This is a genomic window from Kitasatospora sp. NPDC056327 (assembly GCF_042261735.1).
Lineage (GTDB): Bacteria > Actinomycetota > Actinomycetes > Streptomycetales > Streptomycetaceae > Kitasatospora.
Genome location: NZ_JBHJRC010000134.1, coordinates 1 through 21,476, shown reverse-complemented (window position 1 = coordinate 21,476; position 21,476 = coordinate 1). Strand labels below are relative to the sequence as shown.

The 21,476-nt window shown below is 75.1% G+C and carries 19 protein-coding genes; 6 read left to right on the top strand and 13 right to left on the bottom strand.

The features are described from left to right. Positions 1–311: 311 nt before the first annotated feature. The 5 genes from ACFCX4_RS20235 to ACFCX4_RS20215 all read right to left on the bottom strand — a co-directional run bounded on the left by ACFCX4_RS20235 (position 312) and on the right by ACFCX4_RS20215 (position 7,427). The gene (locus ACFCX4_RS20235; RefSeq protein ID WP_376144292.1) at positions 312–1,172 is read right to left on the bottom strand and encodes a sugar ABC transporter permease; all 861 of its coding nucleotides are present in this window, start codon (positions 1,170–1,172) and stop codon (positions 312–314) included. Then, positions 1,169–2,773 (bottom strand): ABC transporter permease subunit, encoded by a 1,605-nt coding sequence (locus tag ACFCX4_RS20230; protein WP_376144290.1) that lies wholly within the window; start codon positions 2,771–2,773, stop codon positions 1,169–1,171. Before ACFCX4_RS20230 ends, ACFCX4_RS20235 begins: the two co-directional genes overlap by 4 nt. 46 nt (positions 2,774–2,819) lie before the next feature. Then, a complete protein-coding gene (locus tag ACFCX4_RS20225) occupies positions 2,820–4,124 on the bottom strand; it encodes an extracellular solute-binding protein (protein ID WP_376144288.1) in 1,305 nt (434 codons plus the stop codon). A 70-nt stretch (positions 4,125–4,194) separates the two neighbouring features. Next, positions 4,195–5,619, bottom strand: a complete 1,425-nt coding sequence (locus ACFCX4_RS20220; RefSeq protein ID WP_376144286.1) for an alpha/beta hydrolase — start codon at positions 5,617–5,619, stop codon at positions 4,195–4,197. Beyond that, on the bottom strand, positions 5,616–7,427 hold the full coding sequence (locus tag ACFCX4_RS20215; protein ID WP_376144284.1) for a glycoside hydrolase family 13 protein: 1,812 nt from the start codon (positions 7,425–7,427) through the stop codon (positions 5,616–5,618). The genes ACFCX4_RS20220 and ACFCX4_RS20215 overlap by 4 nt, the downstream gene beginning before the upstream one ends. 182 nt (positions 7,428–7,609) lie before the next feature. Here ACFCX4_RS20215 and ACFCX4_RS20210 point away from each other — a divergent pair, with 182 nt between their 5' ends. Further along, on the top strand, positions 7,610–8,623 hold the full coding sequence (locus tag ACFCX4_RS20210) for a LacI family DNA-binding transcriptional regulator (protein ID WP_376144283.1): 1,014 nt from the start codon (positions 7,610–7,612) through the stop codon (positions 8,621–8,623). Between the two features lie 88 nt (positions 8,624–8,711). Here ACFCX4_RS20210 and def read toward each other — a convergent pair whose 3' ends face one another. The 8 genes from def to ACFCX4_RS20170 form a co-directional block, all read right to left on the bottom strand. Continuing rightward, positions 8,712–9,323: a peptide deformylase gene (def, locus tag ACFCX4_RS20205; protein WP_376144281.1), complete on the bottom strand. Its 612-nt coding sequence runs from the start codon at positions 9,321–9,323 to the stop codon at positions 8,712–8,714. Between the two features lie 51 nt (positions 9,324–9,374). Beyond that, on the bottom strand, positions 9,375–10,364 hold the full coding sequence (locus ACFCX4_RS20200; RefSeq protein WP_376144278.1) for a tetratricopeptide repeat protein: 990 nt from the start codon (positions 10,362–10,364) through the stop codon (positions 9,375–9,377). 238 nt (positions 10,365–10,602) lie between these two features. Further along, a complete protein-coding gene (locus ACFCX4_RS20195; protein WP_376144276.1) occupies positions 10,603–11,883 on the bottom strand; it encodes an HD-GYP domain-containing protein in 1,281 nt (426 codons plus the stop codon). 122 nt (positions 11,884–12,005) lie between these two features. Beyond that, positions 12,006–13,454 carry an HD-GYP domain-containing protein gene (locus ACFCX4_RS20190; RefSeq protein ID WP_376144274.1) on the bottom strand — a complete coding sequence of 483 codons (1,449 nt, stop codon included), beginning with the start codon at positions 13,452–13,454 and terminating at the stop codon, positions 12,006–12,008. Between the two features lie 346 nt (positions 13,455–13,800). Beyond that, positions 13,801–14,172: a mycothiol system anti-sigma-R factor gene (rsrA, locus tag ACFCX4_RS20185; RefSeq protein WP_376144272.1), complete on the bottom strand. Its 372-nt coding sequence runs from the start codon at positions 14,170–14,172 to the stop codon at positions 13,801–13,803. Next, positions 14,169–14,912: a sigma-70 family RNA polymerase sigma factor gene (locus ACFCX4_RS20180; RefSeq protein WP_376144294.1), complete on the bottom strand. Its 744-nt coding sequence runs from the start codon at positions 14,910–14,912 to the stop codon at positions 14,169–14,171. The genes rsrA and ACFCX4_RS20180 overlap by 4 nt, the downstream gene beginning before the upstream one ends. A gap of 319 nt (positions 14,913–15,231) precedes the next feature. Then, on the bottom strand, positions 15,232–15,900 hold the full coding sequence (locus tag ACFCX4_RS20175) for an alpha/beta family hydrolase (protein ID WP_376144270.1): 669 nt from the start codon (positions 15,898–15,900) through the stop codon (positions 15,232–15,234). Between the two features lie 98 nt (positions 15,901–15,998). Further along, positions 15,999–16,757: an SOS response-associated peptidase gene (locus tag ACFCX4_RS20170; protein WP_376144268.1), complete on the bottom strand. Its 759-nt coding sequence runs from the start codon at positions 16,755–16,757 to the stop codon at positions 15,999–16,001. 131 nt (positions 16,758–16,888) lie between these two features. Between ACFCX4_RS20170 and ACFCX4_RS20165 the strand changes: the two genes are divergently transcribed. From ACFCX4_RS20165 to hisN, 5 genes are all read left to right on the top strand, one after another. Then, complete coding sequence (locus ACFCX4_RS20165; protein WP_376144266.1) at positions 16,889–17,605, top strand: M50 family metallopeptidase; 717 nt, start codon at positions 16,889–16,891, stop codon at positions 17,603–17,605. A 69-nt stretch (positions 17,606–17,674) separates the two neighbouring features. Continuing rightward, on the top strand, positions 17,675–19,006 hold the full coding sequence (aroA, locus tag ACFCX4_RS20160) for a 3-phosphoshikimate 1-carboxyvinyltransferase (protein ID WP_376144264.1): 1,332 nt from the start codon (positions 17,675–17,677) through the stop codon (positions 19,004–19,006). Between the two features lie 16 nt (positions 19,007–19,022). Beyond that, positions 19,023–20,078 (top strand): ribosome small subunit-dependent GTPase A, encoded by a 1,056-nt coding sequence (rsgA, locus tag ACFCX4_RS20155; protein WP_376144262.1) that lies wholly within the window; start codon positions 19,023–19,025, stop codon positions 20,076–20,078. Positions 20,079–20,265: 187 nt separating this feature from the next. Then, positions 20,266–20,589: a DMT family transporter gene (locus ACFCX4_RS20150; RefSeq protein ID WP_376144260.1), complete on the top strand. Its 324-nt coding sequence runs from the start codon at positions 20,266–20,268 to the stop codon at positions 20,587–20,589. 27 nt (positions 20,590–20,616) lie between these two features. After that, the gene (hisN, locus tag ACFCX4_RS20145) at positions 20,617–21,414 is read left to right on the top strand and encodes a histidinol-phosphatase (protein ID WP_376144258.1); all 798 of its coding nucleotides are present in this window, start codon (positions 20,617–20,619) and stop codon (positions 21,412–21,414) included. Positions 21,415–21,476: the final 62 nt, after the last annotated feature.

Genomic DNA, 21,476 nt, shown 5'->3' with positions numbered 1-21,476 from the left:
CGGCCGCGGCCGTGCGGGGCACCACAAGGAAGTTCAACCGCTCAACAGCCGACCGCGCTCCACCCCGGTCCGGGTCCTCGACGGCCGCCCCGGCGACGCGGCACTCCGCACGGATCGGCATGCCGCCGGCCCTCCTCGATGCCCCGGCTCCAGGTGGAACCGCAGGAGGTGCAGCCCCGCCGGCCGTCCGTCGTCCGGTACGTGGCGGCCGGCCCGCGGACGGGCCGGGCACGGGGCCGGTACGGGGCAAGTCGGGCCGGCGGGCCGATCGATCCCCGCCGTCGGCCGACCCCGGCGGGCCCGCCTCCGGGTCAGCCCTTGACCGAGCCGGCGGTGAGTCCCTGGGCGAGGTGGCGCTGGAGGAACTGGTAGACCACGATCACCGGCAGCGAGGTCACCAGTGCCCCGGCCGCGAAGAGGCCGTAGTTCTGGTCCTGCTGGCCCGAGATGATGCCGTAGAGGCCGACCGCCACCGTCCTGGACTCGTTGGAGGTCAGGAAGATCCCGGCCAGGACGACGTCGTTGAGCGCGGTGGTCAGCGAGAGGATCCCGACCACCACCAGCATCGGCGCCGCCAGCGGCAGGATGATCCGGAAGAAGATCTGCGCGTGCCCGGCCCCGTCCATCCGGGCGGCCTCGTCGATCTCCTTCGGGATGGTGTCCAGGTACCCCTTCATCAGCCAGGTGTTCACACCCATCGCCCCGCCCAGGTAGACGAGCAGCAGTCCCCAGGGGGTGTCCAGGCCGATCGCCGGCAGCACGTCGCCGATCCCGGCGAACAGCAGGTAGAGCGAGACGACCGCGAGGAACTGCGGGAACATCTGCGCCAGCAGGACGGTGAGCAGCCCCACCCGCCGGCCCCGGAAGCGGAACCGGGAGAACGCGTACGCCGAGCAGACGCCGAGCAGCACGTTGAGGACGGCGAAGCTGCCGCAGATCAGCGCCGTGTTCGCCAGCCAGCGCCCGAACGGGTACTGCTCGTCGGTGAACAGCGCGGTGAAGTTGGCGAGGGAGGCGTGCTCGGGCAGCAGCGTGGAGGACTGCAGGGTGCCGAGCGGGTTGAGCGCGGCGGAGAGCACGAACAGCAGCGGGAACAGCGCGAAGCAGACCGCGAGGAGGGCGACCAGGTGCCGCCAGCCGAAGCGGCGCAGCCATCGGGCGGTGGTGGTCATGCGTTCAGTTCCTCCAGGGCCCGGGTGCGGCGGAAGCCCACCAGGGTGATCAGGCCGACCAGCAGGAAGATGAAGATCGACAGGGCGGCGGCGAAGCCGTACTGGGCGCCCTGCCCGCCGAAGGCCACCCGGTAGGTGTAGCTGATCAGGATGTCCGTGGCGCCGGCGGTGCCGCCCGCGCCCTCGAACGGGCCTCCGCCGGTGAGCAGCTGGACGGCGTTGAAGTTGTTGAAGTTGAAGGCGAAGGAGGAGATCAGCACCGGTGAGGCGGCCACCAGCAGCAACGGCAGGGTGACCGCCCGGAAGGCCGTCCACGGCCCGGCGCCGTCGATCCGCGCGGACTCGTTCAGCTCGGCGGGCATCGACTGCAGGACCCCGGTGCAGATCAGCAGCATGTTGGGGAAGCCGAGCCACAGGCTGGTCAGGACGACCGCGAAGCGCGCGCTCCAGGCGTCGCCGAGCCAGTCGATCCGGGTGTTCAGCAGCTGGTTGAGCAGCCCGAAGTCCCGGTTGTACATGCTCTGCCAGATCAGGATCCCGATGAACGCGGGCATCGCGTACGGCAGCAGCAGCAGCGAACGGTAGGCCCGCTGCCCGCGCAGCCTCGGGTGGTTCAGGGTGAAGGCGAGGCCGAGGCCGAGCGCGAAGGAGGCCCCGGTGGAGAGCGCGGCGAAGCCGAAGGTCCAGGCGAGGACGCCGAGGAAGGGGCCGCGGACGGCGGGGCTGGTGAGCACGGCGGTGAAGTTGGCGAAGCCGACGGTGCGGTGCCAGCCGGTGGGCAGGGTCCGGCCGGAGCCGTCGTCCGCGGTGAACCGGCCGTCCGCGGCGCGGTACACGGTGCCGGTGCGGCCGTCGGTGAGGGTGTCGGCCCGGTCGTCGCGCACCAGGGCGGGCCGGACGGTGGTGGCCGAGGAGAGTCCCTGGCCGACCACGAAGCCGCCGTCCACCGGGACCCGCAGCTCCTTCAGCTCCCGGGCACGGCCGTTGACCTGGCCGGGGGTGAGGATCCGCAGGCCCGGCGCGGCGGTCACCCGGCCGTCGGACGCGGTGACCGTCCCGGCCGGGGCGGGGGCCAGGCCGCGGGCGGTGCCGGCCTCGGTCCGGCCGGTCGCCGGGTCGGTGAGCAGCAGGACGAGCGGGCCGCCGGACGTCCCGGTGGCGACGGTGAGCGTGTACGAGGTGCCGTCGGGGACGGGTTCCACGGAGTTCTCGACCAGGCTGCGGACCGCCTCCTCCTTGGTCAGCAGGTGTCCGTCGCCGTAGTCGGTGAAGGCGACCGCGACGATGTGGAGCACGGGGTAGACGACGAAGGCCAGGAAGAGCACGGTGGCCGGCAGCAGGTACTTGGCGGCGGGGCGGCGCGGCGAGAGGTAGGTCCAGAAGACCGCGCCGGTCCCCGCGGCGAGGACGCCGAGGCCGGCCCAGTGGCCCTCGCCGTAGAGCCTCGGCGCGGCGAAGAGGGCGAGGGCCGCGGTGGCGGCCAGCACGGCGGTCCTCGCCAACTGCGCGGTCAGGGCGCCGGCCCGGCGGGGCGGGCGGCGGGGGGCGCCGGGGGCGGGGAGGGCCGGGCGCCTGCTGTCCTGAAGGGTGGGGGAGGTCATGGGGTGGGTCCCTGGTCCGTCCGGGCGGGGCGCGGGGCGCCGGGTCTCAGTGCGCGGTGCCGAGGGCGGCGCGGATGGCCTCGCCGGCCCGGCGCATCGTCTCGGCGGGGTCGGCGCCGGCCACGATGCTCGCCTCGGCCTGGCCGAGCGGGCCCCAGATCGCGTTCATGGCGGGGATCGTCGGCAGCGGCTGTCCGGCCGCGCCGGCCTCGGCGAAGGCGCCCATGTCCGGGTCCGCGGCGGTGACCCTGGCCAGGGCCGAGGTCAGTGCGGGCGGCTCCGGGGAGGCCTGGTGGAGCGCCAGCTGGCCCTCCTCCGAGCCGATCGCGCGCAGCAGGAACTCCTGGGCCAGCGGCTGGTTCCGCGCCTTCGCGGAGAGGTAGAACGCCTGCACGCCGACGAAGGGGCGGGCCGGCCCCTTTCCGGCCCAGCCGGGCACCGGGGAGATCGCGTACGGCAGCCCGGCCTGCTTGACCTGCCCGAGCGCCCACGGCCCGGCCACCAGGTAGGGGGACTTTCGCCCGGTGAACAGCGCGATGGCGTTGGTGTCCACCGAGCGGTTGAGGAGCCCGGTGCCCTTCTCCCCGTACTGCTTGAACAGTTCGCCGGCCGCGATCGAGCCCGGCCCGCCGACGCCGAGGTCCGCGGTGTCCCAGCCGCCGTCCGCCTTGGCGCCGAACAGGTAGCCGCCGGCCGAGGTGAACAGCGGCTGCAGGGCGTAGGCGTTGCCCTGCTGGCCGACCGGCAGCGCCAGCGGGACCTCGGCCCGACCGGCCCGGACGGCCTCGGTGCCGGTGCCGGCCAGGTCCTCGAAGGTGGCGGGTGCGGCCGGGGCCAGTTCGGTGTTGCGGAACAGCACCAGGGTCTCGGTCGCGTACGGCAGGCCGTACTGCCGGCCGCCCTGGGCGACGGCGTCCAGGGCGGCCGGCTGGAACAGCGCCTTCTGCTGGGCGGTCAGCGGGACGGGGGCGACCGTGCCGTTCTGCACCAGATTGCCGAGCCAGTCGGAGGCGCCGACCACGAGGTCGGGGCCCTTGCCGGCGTTGGTGGCCGTGACGTAGGCCTGCTGGGTGTTGACGGACTGCGGGGCGACGGTGACCCTGACGCCGTGCTCCTTGCCGAAGCGTTCGGCGAGCGGCTGCAGGGCGGCGGCCTGCTGGGTCTGGGCCCAGATCACCAGGTCGCCCTCGGCGGCGGCGATCGGCGGGGCGGTCATCGGCCCGTCCGCGGCGGCGGTGTCCCCGGCGGGGGCGGGGCCGGCCGAGGGGGAGGTGCCGCCGCAGGCCGTGACCAGCAGGGCGAACAGGCCGAGGGCGGCGGTTCTGCGGGGGCTGATGATCCGGTGGCGCATGGTCCGAGACTCCTTCGTCCGGGAGGGGTGCGGGGGTGGGCCGCGGGGGATCGCCGGGGGGGGCGAGTGGTCAGATGCCGTCGGCCGGCCGGTGCCAGCGGTCGACGGTGAGGTCGAGCCGGGTGTCGCGGTCGACCCGCAGCGGGTGCAGCACCCGCCGGCCGTCGGCGTCGACGGCGTCCAGGCCCCAGCCGCGCGAGATGCCGCCGTCGAAGCCGGTGCCGCGCGGGACGGCGAGCCGGCCGCGGAACCGGCCCGGCCCGGCGGGGGCGCAGGGCAGCGGGCCGAACATCACCGGGGCGTCGTCGGGGGTGCCGGGCGGGACGGTCACGGTGACCTCCAGGACCGGGTGGGCCGGCAGCTCCGGGACGACCTCGACCTCGGTGCGCGCGGCGAGCCCGTGGGCCCGGACGGTGACCGCCGTCCGTCCGGCGGCCAGCGGGAGCAGCCCGCCGTGCGGCGAGACGTCCGCCACCCCGGGGCGCTCGACCCGGTAGCCGGCCTCCAGCGCGGTGTACCGGACGCCGTCGGCGCGGACCGCGACCGGGTTGACGGCGCTCCAGGTCTCGCCGGGCGCGAGCAGGATCTCGGGTTCGACGGTGAGCGAGCGCACCGGCGAGGGCGCGCCGAACAGGTGGAGCAGCGCGTGCCGGGCGCGCGGGCCCCAGGCGCTCTCGTGGTGCGGCGCGGCGGGGTCCTCGTGGTAGAGCAGGTCGGCGCCGGAGGTGTAGCCGGCCTCGTCGACCAGCCGGCCGGCCAGTTCGCGGGCGGGCCGGGCCATGATCAGCCCCTCCCGGCCGCCGATGTCCAGCCAGATCCGGTGCGGCCCGCGCCGCCGGTAGCGCTCGTGCACCACCCGCTCGCCGAGTCCGTCCGGGTCGACGTGGGTGAGGAACGGGGAGAGGACGGCGGCCAGGCCGAAGACCTCGGGGCGGCGGAAGGCGATGTGGTAGGTGACCAGGCCGCCCATCGAGGAGCCCATCAGCGCGGTGTGCTCCGGGCCGGTCCTGGTCCGGTAGCGGGCGTCGACGAACGGCTTGACCTCCTCGGCGAGGAAGCTCTCGTAGCGGTGGCCCTTGAGCGGGGTGCCGGGGGTGCGCCAGTACTCGGCGACGTGCGAGTACTCGACGCCGCGGTCGGCGCCGGCGTTGGGCACCGCGACCGCTATCAGCCCGGGTATCAGCCCCTCGGCGTACAGCGCCTCCAGCGTCCGGTCGACCGCCCAGGTGGGCTGCTGCCCCTGGTCGAAGACCTGGCCGCCGTCGTGCAGGTAGAGCACCGGGTAGCGAACGCCGGGCCGGTCGTCGTAGCCGGGCGGGAGGTGGACCAGCAGGTCCCGTTCGTTGCCGAGCGACGCCGAGCGGAAGCCCGGGATCCGCTCGATCCGGCCGCGCGGGGCGGTGCGGTCGGCCGGGGCGGTGCGGCCGACCGGAGCGGTGCGGCCGGCCGGGACGGTGCCGCCCTGCGCGGCGGACCACGCGGTGTCGGCGCTCACCGGGCCACCGACCAGACGTGCACGGCCGGGCCCTCGCAGGGCAGGTCGCGGCCGGGGACCAGCTGCGGCCCGCCGAGCAGGTGGGCGGCGTGCCACTCACCGGCCACCGGCGGGTGTCCGGCCCGGCTGATCTGCACCAGGATCCGCTCCCGCTCGTCCTCCCGCTCGAACAGCAGGACGTCGCCCTCGGCGACCAGCCAGCGCAGTCCGCCGCCGGTCAGGGCGCTGTGGCTCCGGCGCAGCCGGACCAGGTCGCGGTAGGTCTGCCAGGTGTGCCGGTCCCAGGCGGACTCGTCCCAGGGGAACGGCTTGCGGCCCTCCTCCAGGCCCTCGCCCAGCACGCCGACCTCGTCGCCGGAGAACACCATCGGAATGCCGGGCAGGGTGAACAGCAGCGCCGCACCGAGGAGTTGGCGCTCCGGCCCGGCGAGGCTCCGGAACCGGGCGGTGTCGTGCGAGTCCAGCAGGGTCAGGTTGTGGGCGCGCCCGCGCCAGGGCAGTGCGGCGCCGAACGCGGTCATGGTGGCGCGCAGCCGGGCGGCGTCGTAGTCGGGGATCGGCCCGGGGACGGCCCAGAAGTCCTTCTGGTCGTGCTTCTCGACGAGCCAGCTCCAGACCGGCCGGGTGAAACCGGCGTAGCTCATGGTGCCCTGCCAGCCGTCGCCGGCGAGGGCGAGCGAGGCGTCGTGCTGGTGCTCGGCGAGCAGCACGGCGTCGGGGTTGGCGGCCCGGACGGTGGCCGCGGTGGTGGTGGCGACCAGGCGGTTGAGCTCGACGTCGCCGCGGCGGCCGGCCATCTGCGCCACGTCGACCCGCCAGCCGTCCAGGTGGTACGGGGCGCCGAGGTACTTGGCGATCACCGAGTCGGGGCCCTCGTAGAGGCGGCGGCGCAGTTCGGCCGAGCGGTGGTCGAAGGTCGGCAGGGTGTGCACACCGAGGAAGGTCGCGTAGTCGTCCGGTCCGCCGTCACCGAGGAAGTAGAAGCCCGCCTCGGGGCTCGCCGGGTCGGCCCGCGCGGTGCGGAACCAGTCGTGCCCGTCACCGGAGTGGTTGAGGGTGATGTCGCCGATCACCCTGATGCCGCGCCGGTGGGCCTCGGTGACGAGCGCGATCAGGGCCTCGTCGCCGCCGAGCGCCGGGTCGACCCGGTCGAAGGAGACGGCGTCGTAGCGGTGGTTGGAGCGGCCCTCGAAGAACGGGGTCAGGTAGATCACCGTGGCGCCGAGCCGCTGGATGTGGTCGATCCTGCGCGCCACGCCCCAGAGGTCGCCGCCGTACATCTGCTGGAGGGCCTCGGCGTCGCCGGTGCGCAGCGGGGTGTCCCACGCGGCCGGGCGGGCCCAGGCGGCGAGCGGGGAGTCGCCGGAGCGGTGGTAGCGGTCCGGGAAGACCTGGTAGACCACCGCCCCGGCGGCCCAGGCGGGCGGGGCGGGGTGGGTGGTGAGGCGGAAGTCGGTGGCGTCGGGCAGGTCGTGATCGTGCAGGCCGGCGGCGGTGAGCCAGCGTCCGCCCTCCGGGGTGTGCAGCCAGAACCGGTAGTTCATCTCCGGGTTGACCATCTCCAGGACGGCCCGCCACCAGGTGGCCCCGGTGTCGTCGGTGCGCTCGGCGACGGCGGCCGTGAAGTGCGGTTCGCCGTCCGGGACCGAGCGCAGGAACACCCGCTCGACGTCCGCCCCGGCGGGCACCCGGACCAGCAGGTCGACGTGCTGCCCGAGGCGCGGGGCGAGGTCGCCGACGTACCGCGCGGACCCGTCGTGGTGCGGCTGGTGGCGGGCGGCGAGGCGGTGGCTGCTGGCCGTGTCCATGGGGCTCCTCGGGGCGGGTGGACAGGTTAACGGATGACGGCATTCCGCTTTCGGGGGCCGACGAGGGAACCGTAACGGCGTTGAAACTGTTGCGCAATACGTTGCTAAGATCGTTTCATCCTGTTGCGCGGCCCACCGGCCGGGCTTTGTAAGATGCAGGCCGGACCAGACCGGAGGACCAATTGAGCGGCCCGTCACTGCGCGACATCGCCGCCCGGGCGGGTGTCAGCGCCGCCTCGGTGAGCCGGGTGATCAACGACCGGCCGGGCGTCTCCGACGACACCAAGGTCAGGGTCGCCGAGGCCATGCGGGAGCTCGGCTGGCAGCCCGACCAGGGCTACGACCCGCACCGGAGCGCACTGATCGGCATCGTCGTGCCCGAGCTCGACAATCCGGTCTTCCCGCTGCTCGCCTCCGCGATCGAGGTGCAGCTCGCCAAGCACGGCCTCACCGCCGTGGTCGGCACCTCCACCCGCCAGGGCACCGCCGAACTCGGCTACATCGACGTCCTGCTCCGCAAGGGCGTCTCCGGCCTGGTCCTGGTCTCCGGCCGGCACGCCAATCCGCACGCCGACCACGGCTTCTACCGGCTGCTGCACGAACGCGGCGTCCCGATGGTGCTGGTCAGCGGCCGCGTGGAGGGCCTGGCCGTGCCCACCGTCGCCACCGACGAGGCGCTCGGCGCCCGGATCGCCGTCGCCCACCTGCGCGAACTCGGCCACCGCCGGATCGGCCTGGCCGGCGGCCAGGGGTATCTGCGCCCCTCGCTCAACCGCCTGGACGGCTACCGGCGCGCGATGCGCGAACTGCTCGGCGCGGAGCCCCCCGCCGACTGGTACGCGGAGTCCGCCTACTCGATCGCGGGCGGCGCCGCCGCCGCCCGCCAACTGCTCGACGCGGACGTCACCGCCGTGATCGCCGGCAGCGACCTGATGGCCCTCGGCGTGGTCCGGGCCGCCCGCGAGGCCGGCCGCGACGTCCCCGGCGACCTCTCGGTGATCGGCTACGACGACTGCTACCTCGCCGCCCACAGCGACCCGCCGCTCACCACCGTCCGCCAGCCGATCGACGAGATGGGTGCCGCCGTCGCCGACGCCCTGTGGCGGCAGATCGAGGGCCACGGCGGCCGGGCCCGGGACTACCTGTTCACCCCCGTGCTGGTCGCCCGCGACTCCACCGCCCGGGCCCGCGGCTGACTGACGCACGGGCGACCGGCCCCGCCCGCACACGGCGGAGGGCCGGGAAGCGGCTGCTCCCCGGCCCTCCGCGGGCTCGCGCCCGGCCTCAGTCGTTCGGGACGGTCGCGTAGCGCGCGGTGCCCTCGGCCATCTGCCGCAGCGCGTCCTTGCGGTCCCGCTTCGACAGCTTGTCGATGTAGAGGAAGCCGTACAGGTGGTCGGTCTCGTGCTGCAGGCAGCGGGCGAAGAAGCCGGTGCCCTCGACCCGGATCGGGTTGCCGTCCTTGTCCCGGCCGGTCACCGCCGCGTAGTCCGGGCGGGGCAGCTCGGCGTAGGCGGTCGGCACCGACAGGCAGCCCTCGTTGCCGTCGTCCAGCACCCGCTTGCGGTCCTTCGGGAACTCCTCCAGGACCGGGTTGACCACGTGGCCGACGTGCCGCACGCCCTCGTCGTCCGGGCAGTCGTAGACGAAGACCTTCAGGTCCACGCCGATCTGGTTGGCGGCCAGGCCCACGCCCTCCGCCGCGTACATCGACTGGAACATGTCGTCGATCAGCGCGGACAGCTCGTCGTCGAAGGCCGTCACGTCCTTCACCTCGCGGTGCAGCACGGGGTTGCCGTGGACGGTGATCGGGCGCGCCGTGCCCTTCGAGAGGTCCGGCTCCTCGCCGACCACCTTCGGGGTCCCGTCGTGCTCGTGCTGGTCCTGCTCCGCCATGTCTTCCGCTTCCATAGGCCTACGCGTACCGCACCAGGGTACTCAGCGGACTCAGCAGACCTCTTCGAGATCCCGGTACGCCCGGGTTCCCGGCGACGCGGCGGCCCAGCGGTCCAGCAGCACCCGCACCAGGTGCGCCGGCGCCGCGATCCCGCACTCGCGCTCGGCCAGCCAGGACATCCCGCCCGCCCCCGGGCTCAGGTGGCTCAGGTGGCCCGGGTGCGCGGCGTCCCCGTCGTCGTGCGGATCGTGGTGGGCGGTGTGCCCGTCGTCCGAGGCCATCCGGCTCTCCGAACACGCCCGGCAGAGCAGCCGCACCGAGGACGTCCAGTCCTCCGCCGCGTACCCCGCGTCCGCGACCAGCCGCTCCAGCGCGTCCCGGTCCGGCTCGGTCGCCGCCTGCAGCAGCACCACGTACGTCGGCACCGGGGACGGCGCCCACAGCTCGATCTCGTCGAACACCGGGTAGGCGACCCCGTCGGTCACCCGCTCGCCGTGCGGGGCGCCGTCGTGCAGCACCACCTCGCCCCAGCGGCGGCCCGACGACGGCAGCGGGATGGACAGCACCTCGATCCGGGCCGGGTCCAGCCGGCGGCCCCAGACCACCTCGGACTCGCCGTCCGGGGAGAGCCGCACCGGGGTCGTGCCGAGGTCCAGGGAGACCGGCCCGTCCCCCTGCGCCCCCGGGCCGCCGGGCAGCTTCAGCCCGTACGCCTGCCAGGCGCGGCGGGCCAGCGGCCAGTCCTGCAGCGCGGTCGCGGTGATGCCGAGGTTCCACCAGTCCGGGGCGCCCTGCTCGCGGTCCAGCAGCGCCACCGCCCGCAGCCCGGCCGCCCGGGCCTGCTCCCAGTCACGGCGGAACTTGTGCAGCAGCGCCAGGTTGAACCAGGAGTCCGACAGCCACGGCTCCAGGTCCGCCGCCATCACCAGCAGGGCTCCGGCGTCCTCGTACCGGCCGTCACCGATCAACGTGAAAGCCCGGTCGGTCGTCTGCCGCCAGGTGGCGGACGGCCGGTGCCGTGCCCGGTGGAAGATCCTCACGTTCGTCCCTGCCGTCGTCGTCCGATCAAGTCCCGCGACCGCTCCCGCGTCACGGGCCCGGTGCTCCGGGTCGGTTTTCCACGCTACGACCGCATCCAACCACGACGGCCGCCGCCCGCGCTCCCCACCGCCGAGGTTGCCCGTTTCCGGCCCCTCCCCCAGCCTGCCCGCCCCGGCCCGCCGCCTCAACCCCGGGCGGCGGCCGCCGTCCCCGCGCCGGGAACCCCTTACGGGCCGCTCAGCCGCGGACCCGGACCAGCGCGTCCACCACCCGGGCGTCGTACACCCGCCCCCGGCCCAGCCGCAGCACCTCCAGCACCTCCAGCCGGCCCACCGCCTCCCCCACGCCGCGCCCCCGGGCCGCCGTCAGCAGGTCGTCGTGCGCGTTCGCCACCCGGATGATCCGCGCCGCCAGCGGCACCGGCCGCCCGTCGCCGTCCGGACCGGGATACGGATCCGCCAGCCGGGCGACCTGCTCGGCCACCTGCCGCGGCACTCCCGTGCGCCGGATCACCTCGCTGCCCAGCCGGGCGATCCGCTGCTGCTCCTCGTCCGGCAGCAGCGCCGTCGCCCCGCCCGGCACCGGCTCCACCAGCGACAGCTGCCCGACGTCGTGCATCAGCGCCGCGTACTCCAGCAGGGCCAGCTCCCGGGTGCCCAGGCCCAGCTCGCGGCCCAGCGCGCAGGCCGTGTCGGCGACCCGGCGGGCGTGGCCCGCCGGCGTGTACCCGGCCACCTCGGTGGCCTTGGCCAGGCTGGCGATGGTCTGCCCGGTGGTGGCCCGCACGGCCGCCGCCCGCCGGAACGACACCTGCGCCAGCAGCAGCGGCGCGCAGAACAGCGGCAGCGCCCACAGCCCCACCTCCCCCGCGGCCAGGCTGACCAGCATGCCGGTGGCCGCGATCGCCGAGCCGATCCCGAACAGCGATCGGAGCTCGTCCTCCAGCCCCGCCGGGAACCGCAGCCCGCTGCGGGCCCGCCGCAGCAGCGCCGCGAGCACCGCGTCGCACAGCGCGGCCAGCGCCGCCACCGCGGTCAGGAACGCACCGTAGGCGGGGCCGTCCGCGGAGAACAGGTCCACCACCCCGCTGTTGTAGAGCGGCTGGAACACGGCCGCCGCGAACGCCGCCCCGAGCAGCCGGCGCGCCGCGCCGTCCCAGCGGGCCCGCTCCCGCCAGGGCGCCGGGCCGGACCGCCGGGCCCCGCCGGGCGGCGCCCCGGCCCGGGCCCGCACCGCCTCCGGCAGCAGCGCCAGCAGCAGCCCCGCACCGGTCACCGCCACCACCTGCAGCACCCCGTGCCCGGTCGGCAGCCCCCGCAGCGGCCCGAGCAGCGCGTACGCCAGTGCCCCCGCCGCCCCGATCGGCGCCTGCTCGCGATCGCCCGGCAGGGTGATCCGCACGCACTCGCCGAGCGCGATCAGCACGGTGAACGCCAGCGCCACCCCCGGCTGGTACACCCCGCGCACCGCCACCGCCCCGAGCGCCGCGGCCAGCAGCGCGAGCGCCGCCCCGTGCACCGCGCACACCTCACCGGCGCGCGCCCGCGGCCGGTCGCCGGAACCAGCGCCCGGCGGCCGTTCCGCGCCGGGGGCGCCCGGCCGCGCGCCCCACCGCACGCCCCGTCGGCCCCGCCGCGCGCTCACGACGGGCCGGCCGTGGGCACCGTGCCGCCGCCCTGGACGGGCACCCCGCGCGGGGCCGCCCGGGCCGGTTCGGGAACCCCGAGCGGAATGTCCGGCACCGCCCTGATGCAGTCCGGGGACGTCGGCAGCACCGGCTGCCAGTCGTGCACGGCCAGCGCGTCCACCAGCGCACGCACCATCACCGGGTCGAACTGGCTGCCCGAACAGCGCTTCAGCTCCGCGACCGCCTCCGCGACCGGCCGGCCGCGCCGGTAGGACCGGGTGGAGGTCATCGAGTCGAAGGCGTCCGCGACCGAGATGATCCGGGCGAACTCGGGAATCTGCTCGCCGACCAGCCCGCTCGGGTAGCCCCGGCCGTCCATCCGCTCGTGGTGGTGCAGGATCCCGCGGTGCGCCTCGCCGAGGAACGCGATCCCCCGCACCAGCTCGTACCCGTGCACCGGATGCACCTCGACGGCCCGCCGCTCCGCCTCGGTGAGGGGACCGTTTCTGCGAAGCAGCTCGGTGGCGACGCCGATCTTGCCGACGTCGTGCAGGATCCCCGCGTACCGCAGGGTGCGCAGCCGCTCCGGCTCCATGCCGAGCTGACCGGCGATCAGCACCGAGGCCCGGCCCACCCGTTCGCTGTGCCCCCGGGTGTAGGAGTCCTTGATCTCCACCGCCTGCACCAGTGCCCGCACCGTCGCCCGGTGGGCGTCGCGCTCCCGGTGCCCCTGGGCGAACACCCACGCCGAGATCGACAGCGGCAGCAGGGCCAGCAGCGCCGCGAAGGCGCCGTACGGGCCCTGCCACAGCACCGCGACCATCAGCCCGCCCGCCGCGTGCACCAGCACCGGAAGACCGAGCACGGCCGCCGCCCCGCGCAGCGGCACGGTCGGCCGCCGGCCCTCCGCCAGCACCCGCATGCCGACCACCAGGGCGCCGTTGACCAGGCAGAACGCGCCCAGCGCGGCGGCCGCGGGCAGCAGCGCGGCGGGGAACCGGGAGCCCAGCAGCAACTGCGGGCCCGCCAGCAGGTCGAACACCGCCGAGGCCGCGAAGGCGGACAGCGCGAGCTGCGCGCCGTTCCACACCTGACGGCCCCGGGCCGTCACCCCGGTGGCCCCGATCAGCACGGCCGGCGCGGCGACCAGCGCGGCGGCGGCCGGCGGCAGCATCAGCACCCCCGCGAACAGCACCGGGAAGAAGGCGTTGACGCCGGGCCGGGCCGGCGTCCGCGCGGACAGCGGGCGGCGCACCAGCATCCTGCGGACCAGCCGCTGGCACGGGGTCGGCAACCCCTGGGCCAGCGACTCCCAGCAGCCGTGCAGAAAGGCCAGCAGCCCGACCTTCGGCCAGTCCACCGGAGCGCCCAGCCAGTGCGCCCAGGCCACCGGGGCGGGCAGCGGCAGCAGTGGCAGCAGGCAGCAGAGCGCCGCCACCGGCACGGCCACGAGGTAGCGCACGGCGCCCTGCGGCAGGTCCTCGTCTCCGCTGTCGGTAGCGATATCGGCCTCCCCACGTCCCGGCCCGTCCGTCCCGGCCCGCCGGCCGCCCACGTGCCGGAGGAGCGGCGGACGGGCGGCGGTGAGCGTCCGTCAGGAGAATAGGGCGCTGTTCCGGCGCGGGGACGCATGATCGCGCAATGCCGCTGCTGGCACACCGCCAACTCACTCGAACGAGTGAGGACCCATCCGGGTGGAAGGAACCTGGAACGAACGCGGACGCGGAAGGGCCCCGGGAGCATCCGCTCCCGGGGCCCTTCCGTCGGACATCACCGGCGGTACGCCGGGCGGCGCATCCGCCCGGGCCTCAGGTACCCGCCGCCGCCTCCGCGGCGCGACCCGGCCCGGCCGGCTCACCGGCCGGCTCGGCGTGCACCTCGACCGTCGTCTCGACGGCCACCACCAGCGGCTCGCCCGGCCGCTGCCCGGCCCGGATCGAGTCGATCCTGGCCAGCACCTTGCCGCGCAGATCGGCCGGGGTGTCGTCGCAGCCGCAGGAACGCTTGATCAGCGCCTTGATCGCCTGCTCCAGCCCGTACTGCTTCAGGCAGGGCGAGCACTCCTCGAAGTGCACGCGCAGCTTGACGCATTCGCCCTCGGCCATCTCGTTGTCGAGGAATTCGTAGAGGTGGTCGAGGACCTCGCCACACTCGGTGTCGTGCGGATCGCCGCAGCTCATGAGCCCGAGCCCTTCGCTTCCTGCCCTGCCCCGCTGCCGGCCGGGACCAGCCCGCGCTCACGGGCGTAGTCCTCCAGCATGCCGCGCAACTGACGGCGGCCGCGGTGCAGCCGGGACATCACCGTACCGATGGGAGTACCCATGATGTCCGCGATCTCCTTGTACGCAAAGCCCTCGACGTCCGCGAGATACACCGCGATCCGGAACTCCTCCGGAATCGCCTGGAGGGCGTCCTTCACATCGCTGTCCGGCAGGTGGTCCAGGGCCTGGGTCTCCGCCGAACGCAGACCGGTCGACATGTGCGACTCGGCCCGGGCCAGCTGCCAGTCCTCGATCTCCTCGGCGGCGGTGCGCTGCGGCTCCCGCTGCTTCTTGCGGTACGAGTTGATGAAGGTGTTGGTGAGGATGCGGTACAGCCAGGCCTTGAGGTTGGTGCCCTCGCGGAACTGGTGGAACGACGCGTACGCCTTCGCGAACGCCTCCTGAAGGAGGTCCTCCGCGTCGGCCGGGTTGCGGGTCATCCGCAGCGCCGCCGAGTACATCGGGTCCAGGTAGCCCAGGGCGTCGCGCTCGAAGCGCTCCCGCCGGGCCTCCTCGCTCTCCGCCGCCGACACCCGGTAGGTGTCCTCACCGATCGCCTCGGCCAGCTCCTCACCGGTGAGCGCCTCCCCCGCGGGCAGGCTCTCCTCCGGGCCCCGGCCCGGCTCGGCCTCGTGCTCGGTCCCGACGACCGGACCCACCTCCTCGGCATGACGGACACGGCCCACGGCGGGCCGTCCCGAAAGCGAGGATATCGGGCCCACCGGCTTCTCGCCCGCGACGATCCAGTCCGACCACGAGGGGGCGAGCGCCGCCGCGGCCTCGCGCTCCTCCGGCCGCTCGGGGCACGCGATCGAACCCATCTGCCCTGCCTTCCAACGGGGGACACCAACTGACGGTGGTTTCAACCACGGCAGTCACGGACGCATTCCCGTTCCCCCGCCGCAGTTCCGCCGGACGGGTGAGCGGACGGCCCCGGACCGCGCACCCCCGCCCCGCGCGGCCCGCCCGGCACCCGGCTCACAGCAGCCGCAGCACCCAGTCCCCCACCGCCGTGACGATCAGCTCCAGCAGCTCCTCCTGACCCAGCGGCGCCCGCTTCGGCACCTCGAACCCGTGGTTCCCGTACTCCAGCCCCACCAGCTCGTGCGACGCCGGCAGCTCCGGGAACTCCGCCGGCCCGCCGAACGGGTCGCCCGCCCCCTGCACCACCAGCGTCGGCAGCCCCGAGCCGAGCAGCTCCGGCGCCCGGCTCCGCTCCGGCCGGCCCGGCGGGTGCAGCGGGAACGCCAGCGCCACCACCCCCACCGCCCCCGTCGACGCCCCGGTCCGGCAGGCCACCCGCGCCCCCGCGCTGCGCCCGCCCACCACCAGCGGCAGCCCCGTCCCGGCCAGCCGGGCGGCCACCGGCGTCCAGCCGGTGTCCAGGGTCCCCGGCGCCGGCCCCACCTTCCTCCCCGCCACCCGCCAGGGCTGCTCCACCAGCGCCACCGACACGCCCCGGGGCGGCAGCCCGGCGGCCAGCGCCACCAGGTCCCGCGCCCCGGTCCCGCCGCCGGCGCCGTGGCCCAGCGCCAGCACCGCCCGCGGCCCGGCCGCCGCGTGCAGGGTGATCCGGGCGTCCCCGGCGGGTGTCGGCACGAGCTCCCGGGTCACGGGGGCGGCCCCGGCGGCCTTCGCGGCGGTCACGGCGGTGGTGGTCCTCTCTGCGGCGGACTACGACGGGTCCGGAGCGGGCGGCTCCGGGGGCGACCGGCCCGGCGGCGACGGGCCCGGGCACGGCGGGTTCAGAACAGCGTGGTCTCGTACTCGACCTCGGTGTGGGGCTCGGTCAGCCCCGGGTGGTCGTTGCGGATGCTGCCGACCTCCGGCGACACCGGGGTGGCCCGCAGCACGCCCGGCGGCGGCGGTATCAGCAGCCGGTGCAGCTCCGGCGCCCCGCCGTCGTCCAGCGACGGGTCCAGCCACGCGTCGAACGAACCCGGGTCCAGGAACAGCGGCATCCGCTCGTGGATCGGCGCCAGCAGCTCCTCCGCCTCCGTGGTCACGACCGTGAACGTCACCAGCCAGCCCTCCGGGTGGTCCGACGGCACCGCCCGGTTGCGCCAGAACTCGTACAGCCCGGCCAGCGCCAGCGGCGCCCCGTCCGCCCGGGACACGAAGAACGGCTTCTTCCTCGGCTTCCCCCGCTCCCCCGGCAGCGTCTGCCACTCGTAGTAGCCGTCCACCGGCAGGATGCACCGGCGCGAGGCGAACGCCTGCCGGTACGACGGCTTCTCGTGCACCGTGTCCGACCGCGCGTTGATCATCTTCACGGCCGTCTCCGGCGACTTCGCCCACTGCGGCACCAGCCCCCAGCGCAGCACCCGCAGCTGCCGCAGCGGACGGGCCGCGCCCTTCGCCAACCGCTCCAGCACCACGAAGGCGTGCTGCGTGGGCGCGACGTTCCAGCTCGGGTCCAGCGTCTCGGCCGGATCCCACTGCTGCACGCCGAACAGCTCGACGATGGACTCGGGCCGGCTACTCGCGGCGAAGCGACCACACATGGCGCCAGCTTGCCACGGCCCCCTCGCGCCCCGTGCGCACTCGCACCAGAACCACCCGCCCCGGGGCCGCCGTCCCCTCCATGACAGGCTGCCCGTCCGGAGCAGCGGCCGGACCGAGACGGAGGAGACCCATGGACGCCAGGACCCTCGACGAACTGTGGACCGCCGTCACCGGCACCCAGCCCGACCCGCCCGGCTGGCTCGTCCTCGCCACCGGCGCCGCCGCCCTGCTCACCGTCCTCGTCCGCCCGCTGTGGCGCGCCGCCCGGGGCGCCGTCACCATCGCCCACGAGGGCGGCCACGGCCTCGCCGCCCTCGCCACCCGCCGCAGGCTCGCCGGCATCCGGCTGCACTCCGACACCTCCGGCCTCACCCTCTCCTACGGCCGCGCCACCGGCCCCGGCATGGTCCTCACCGCCGCCGCCGGCTACACCGCCCCCGCCCTGCTCGGCCTCGGCTGCGCCGCACTGCTCGCGGCCGGCCGCGTCACCCTGCTGCTCTGGCTCGCCATCGCCCTGCTGCTCGCCCTCCTCGTGCGGATCCGCAACGCCTTCGGCTTCCTCTCCGTCCTGCTGGCCGGCGGCGCCTTCTTCCTGGTCTCCTGGTTCGGCTCCCCGGAGGTCCAGGCCGGCTTCGCCTTCCTCGGCACCTGGTTCCTGCTGTTCGGCGCCGTCCGCCCGGTCCTCGAACTCCAGGCCCAGCGCCGGCGCGGCGGCGCCCACGACTCCGACGCCGACCAGCTCGCCCGCCTCACCGGCGTCCCCGGCCTCGCCTGGATCGGCCTCTTCCTGGTCACCGCCCTCGCCGCCCTCGCCCTCGCCGCCTCCTGGCTCCTCGCCCCCCGCTGACCCCGCGCCCGCCCGGGGCCCACGGGCGGGTATCGGGACGTTCCGGGTACGGCCCCTAGACTTGGCGCCATGACCGAGACCCTGTGGCCCGCACCCGTCGCGACCACCCCCGTGGACGCCACCGTCACCATCCCCGGCTCCAAGTCGGTCACCAACCGCGCCCTGGTGCTGGCGGCCCTCGCCGACGGCCCCGGCTGGGTGCGCCGCCCGCTGCGCAGCCGCGACTCCCAGCTGATGGCCGACGGCCTGCGCGCCCTCGGCGTCACCATCGAGGAGCAGGTCAACAACGACACCGGCGGCACCGGCGGCGGCGAGGCCTGGCGGGTCATCCCCGCCCCCCTGCTGCGCGGCCCCGCCTCGGTCGACGTCGGCAACGCCGGCACCGTCATGCGCTTCCTGCCCCCGCTGGCCGTCCTCGCCGACGGCCCGGTCCACTTCGACGGCGACCCGCGCAGCCACGAGCGCCCCCAGCACGGCGTGATCGACGCCCTGCGCGCGCTCGGCGCCCGGATCGAGGACGGCGGCCGCGGCACCTTCCCGCTGACCGTGCACGGCGGCGGCGCCCTCGACGGCGGCACCGTCGAACTCGACGCCTCCGCCTCCTCCCAGTTCGTCTCCGCGCTGCTGCTCTCCGGCGCCGGCTACAACAACGGCGTCGAGGTCCGGCACGTCGGCGGCCCGGTCCCCTCCCTCCCGCACATCCGGATGACCGTCGACATGCTGCGCCTGGCCGGCGTCCAGGTCGACGCCCCCGAGGACGGCGGCGAGAAGGACGTCTGGCGGGTCACCCCCGGCGCCCTGCTCGGCCGCGACCTGGTCGTCGAGCCCGACCTGTCCAACGCCGCGCCGTTCTTCGCCGCCGCCCTGGTCACCGGCGGCCGGGTCACCGTGCGCGACTGGCCCGGCCACACCACCCAGCCCGGCGACCAGCTGCGCGACCTCTACACCCGGATGGGCGGCGGCTGCGAGTTCACCGACGAGGGCCTGCGCTTCACCGGCACCGGCCGGATCCACGGCATCGAGGCCGACCTGCACGACGTCGGCGAGCTCACCCCGGTGATCGCCGCCGTCGCCGCCCTCGCCGACTCCGAGTCCCACCTCTACGGCATCGCCCACCTGCGGCTGCACGAGACCGACCGGCTCGCCGCCCTCGCCAAGGAGATCAACGGCCTCGGCGGTGACGTCAGCGAGACCGAGGACGGCCTGCGGATCCGCCCGCGCAGGCTCACCGGCGGCGTCTTCCACACCTACGAGGACCACCGGCTGGCCACCGCCGGCGCGGTGATCGGCCTCGCGGTGCCGGGTGTCCAGGTGGAGAACGTGGCCACCACCGCCAAGACCCTGCCCGACTTCCCGGCCATGTGGGACGAACTGCTCGCCGGACCGGTGGCGGGCGGCTGAGCGGAGGACTGGGACCATGCGCCGCTACGGCAAGGACGCCGACGAGGACGACATCCGCAACCGCCCGGCCCGCCGGGGCTCCCGGCCGCGGACCCGGATCCGGCCCAAGCACGAGGACGCCGCCGAGGCGATGGTGCTCACCGTCGACCGCGGCCGGCTGACCTGCCTGGTGGACCCCGGGACGAAGCAGGAACGCGAGGTCCTCGCCATGAAGGCCCGCGAGCTGGGCCGCAAGGGCGTCGTCGTCGGTGACACCGTCTCGCTGGTCGGCGACCTCTCCGGGGACACCGACACGCTGGCCCGGATCGTCCGGGTCGAGGAGCGCACCTCGGTGCTGCGGCGGACCGCGGACGACGACGACCCGTACGAGCGGATCGTCGTCGCCAACGCCGAGCAGCTGGCCATCGTCACCGCGCTGGCCGACCCGGAGCCCCGGCCCCGGCTGATCGACCGCTGCCTGGTCGCCGCCTACGACGCGGGCATGGAGCCGCTGCTGGTGCTCACCAAGGCCGACCTGGCGCCGGCCGCGCCGGTGCTGGAGTCCTACGCGCCGCTGGGCATCCAGTACGTGGTGACCCGCCGCGACGAGCTGGGGACCACCGGCGCCGAGGCCGTCCGGGAGCACCTGCGGGGCCTGCGCACGGTGTTCATCGGCCACTCCGGCGTCGGCAAGACCACCCTGGTCAACGCGCTCGTCCCGGAGCGGCAGCGGACCACCGGGCACGTCAACGCGGTCACCGGCCGCGGCCGGCACACCACCGTCTCCGCGCTGGCGCTGCGGCTGCCGCCGCCGCCCGGTGCCAGACCCGGCTCGAAGAAGGCGCTGGACACCGGCTGGGTGATCGACACCCCGGGTTTCCGCTCCTTCGGCCTGTCGCACATCGACCCGTCCCGGGTCATCCTCGCCTTCCCCGACCTGGAGCCGGGCACCGCCGAGTGCCCGCGGGCCTGCAGTCACGACGAGCCGGACTGCGCGCTGGACGCCTGGGTCGCCGACGGGCACGCCGATCCCGCACGGCTCTACTCGCTGCGCCGGCTGCTGGCCAGCAAGGAGGCCCGCGAGGGCGACTGAGACCCCGGGGCGCCGCCTCGGCGGTGCCCGGCCGGAGCCCTCGCGGTACGCGGCCGGGGCCGTCCGCGGTGCCCGGTTTTCCCGTTCGAGGTGTCGGAGCGCCCGCTCGTGGTGATCATAGGAAAGTCGGGCCGGATCACGGCCCGGCCCGCCGACCGATCCCGCCGACCGACAGGGAGAGCACGCGATGGCATGGGCCCTGGTGATCCTGGCCGGCCTGCTGGAGACCGGCTTCGCGATCAACCTCAAGCTCAGCGACGGTTTCACCAGGCTCTGGCCGACCGTCAGCTTCTGCGTCTTCGCCCTCGGCAGCTTCGGCCTGCTGACCCTCTCCCTGAAGACGCTCCCGGTCGGCCCCGCCTACGCGGTGTGGACCGGCATCGGCGCGGCCGGCACCGCGATCTACGGGATGCTCTTCCTGGAGGAGACCAGCTCGGTGCTCAAGCTGGTCTCGATCTCCCTGGTCGTCGCCGGGGTGATCGGCCTCCAGCTGAGCGGGTCCGCCCACTGACGGGGCGGGGACGCTAGGGTTTCGGGCATGGCCGACTACCACGACGACCTCCGACTCGCCCACGTCCTCGCCGACTCGGCGGACTCGGTCACCCTGGAGCGTTTCCGGGCGCTCGACCTCAAGGTCGAGACCAAGCCCGACCTGACGCCCGTCAGCGACGCCGACAAGGCCACCGAGGAACTGGTGCGCAGCGTCCTGCAGCGGGCCCGCCCGCGCGACGCGGTGCTCGGCGAGGAGTTCGGCCTGCAGGGCTCGGGCCCGCGCCGCTGGGTGATCGACCCGATCGACGGCACCAAGAACTACATCCGCGGCGTCCCGGTCTGGGCCACCCTGATCGCGCTGCTGGAGGACGGCCCGGACGGTGTCGAGCGCCCCGTCGTCGGCATGGTCTCCGCCCCCGCGCTGAACCGCCGCTGGTGGGCCGCCAAGGACCTCGGCGCGTTCGCGGGCCGCAGCCTCGCCAAGGCGAGCCGGATCCACGTCTCCGGCGTCTCCCGGATCGAGGACGCGTCCTTCTCCTACTCCTCGCTCTCGGGCTGGGAGGAGCGCGGCCGGCTCGACCCGTTCCTCGACCTCACCCGGGCCTGCTGGCGCACCCGGGCCTACGGCGACTTCTGGTCGTACATGATGGTCGCCGAGGGCGCGGTCGACATCGCCGCCGAGCCGGAGCTGTCGCTGTGGGACATGGCGGCCAACTGCGTCATCGTCGAGGAGGCCGGCGGCCGCTTCACCGGCCTGGACGGCGTGCCGGGCCCGGGCGGCGCCGACGCCGTGGCCTCCAACGGCCTGCTCCACCAGGAGGCCCTGCGCCGGCTGAGCGTCTGATCCTCCCCCGCCCCGCGCGCGGACCCGCCGCGGGACCGCCTTCGCACGGCGCGGGCCCCGGG

Coding starts and splice junctions, on each gene's coding strand:
- ACFCX4_RS20235 (WP_376144292.1), bottom strand. CDS start 1,172: ATGACCACCACCGCCCGATGGCTGCGCCGCTTCGGCTGGCGGCACCTG.
- ACFCX4_RS20230 (WP_376144290.1), bottom strand. CDS start 2,773: ATGACCTCCCCCACCCTTCAGGACAGCAGGCGCCCGGCCCTCCCCGCC.
- ACFCX4_RS20225 (WP_376144288.1), bottom strand. CDS start 4,124: ATGCGCCACCGGATCATCAGCCCCCGCAGAACCGCCGCCCTCGGCCTG.
- ACFCX4_RS20215 (WP_376144284.1), bottom strand. CDS start 7,427: ATGGACACGGCCAGCAGCCACCGCCTCGCCGCCCGCCACCAGCCGCAC.
- def (WP_376144281.1), bottom strand. CDS start 9,323: ATGGCGGAGCAGGACCAGCACGAGCACGACGGGACCCCGAAGGTGGTC.
- rsrA (WP_376144272.1), bottom strand. CDS start 14,172: ATGAGCTGCGGCGATCCGCACGACACCGAGTGTGGCGAGGTCCTCGAC.
- ACFCX4_RS20170 (WP_376144268.1), bottom strand. CDS start 16,757: ATGTGTGGTCGCTTCGCCGCGAGTAGCCGGCCCGAGTCCATCGTCGAG.
- ACFCX4_RS20165 (WP_376144266.1), top strand. CDS start 16,889: ATGGACGCCAGGACCCTCGACGAACTGTGGACCGCCGTCACCGGCACC.
- aroA (WP_376144264.1), top strand. CDS start 17,675: ATGACCGAGACCCTGTGGCCCGCACCCGTCGCGACCACCCCCGTGGAC.
- rsgA (WP_376144262.1), top strand. CDS start 19,023: ATGCGCCGCTACGGCAAGGACGCCGACGAGGACGACATCCGCAACCGC.
- ACFCX4_RS20150 (WP_376144260.1), top strand. CDS start 20,266: ATGGCATGGGCCCTGGTGATCCTGGCCGGCCTGCTGGAGACCGGCTTC.
- hisN (WP_376144258.1), top strand. CDS start 20,617: ATGGCCGACTACCACGACGACCTCCGACTCGCCCACGTCCTCGCCGAC.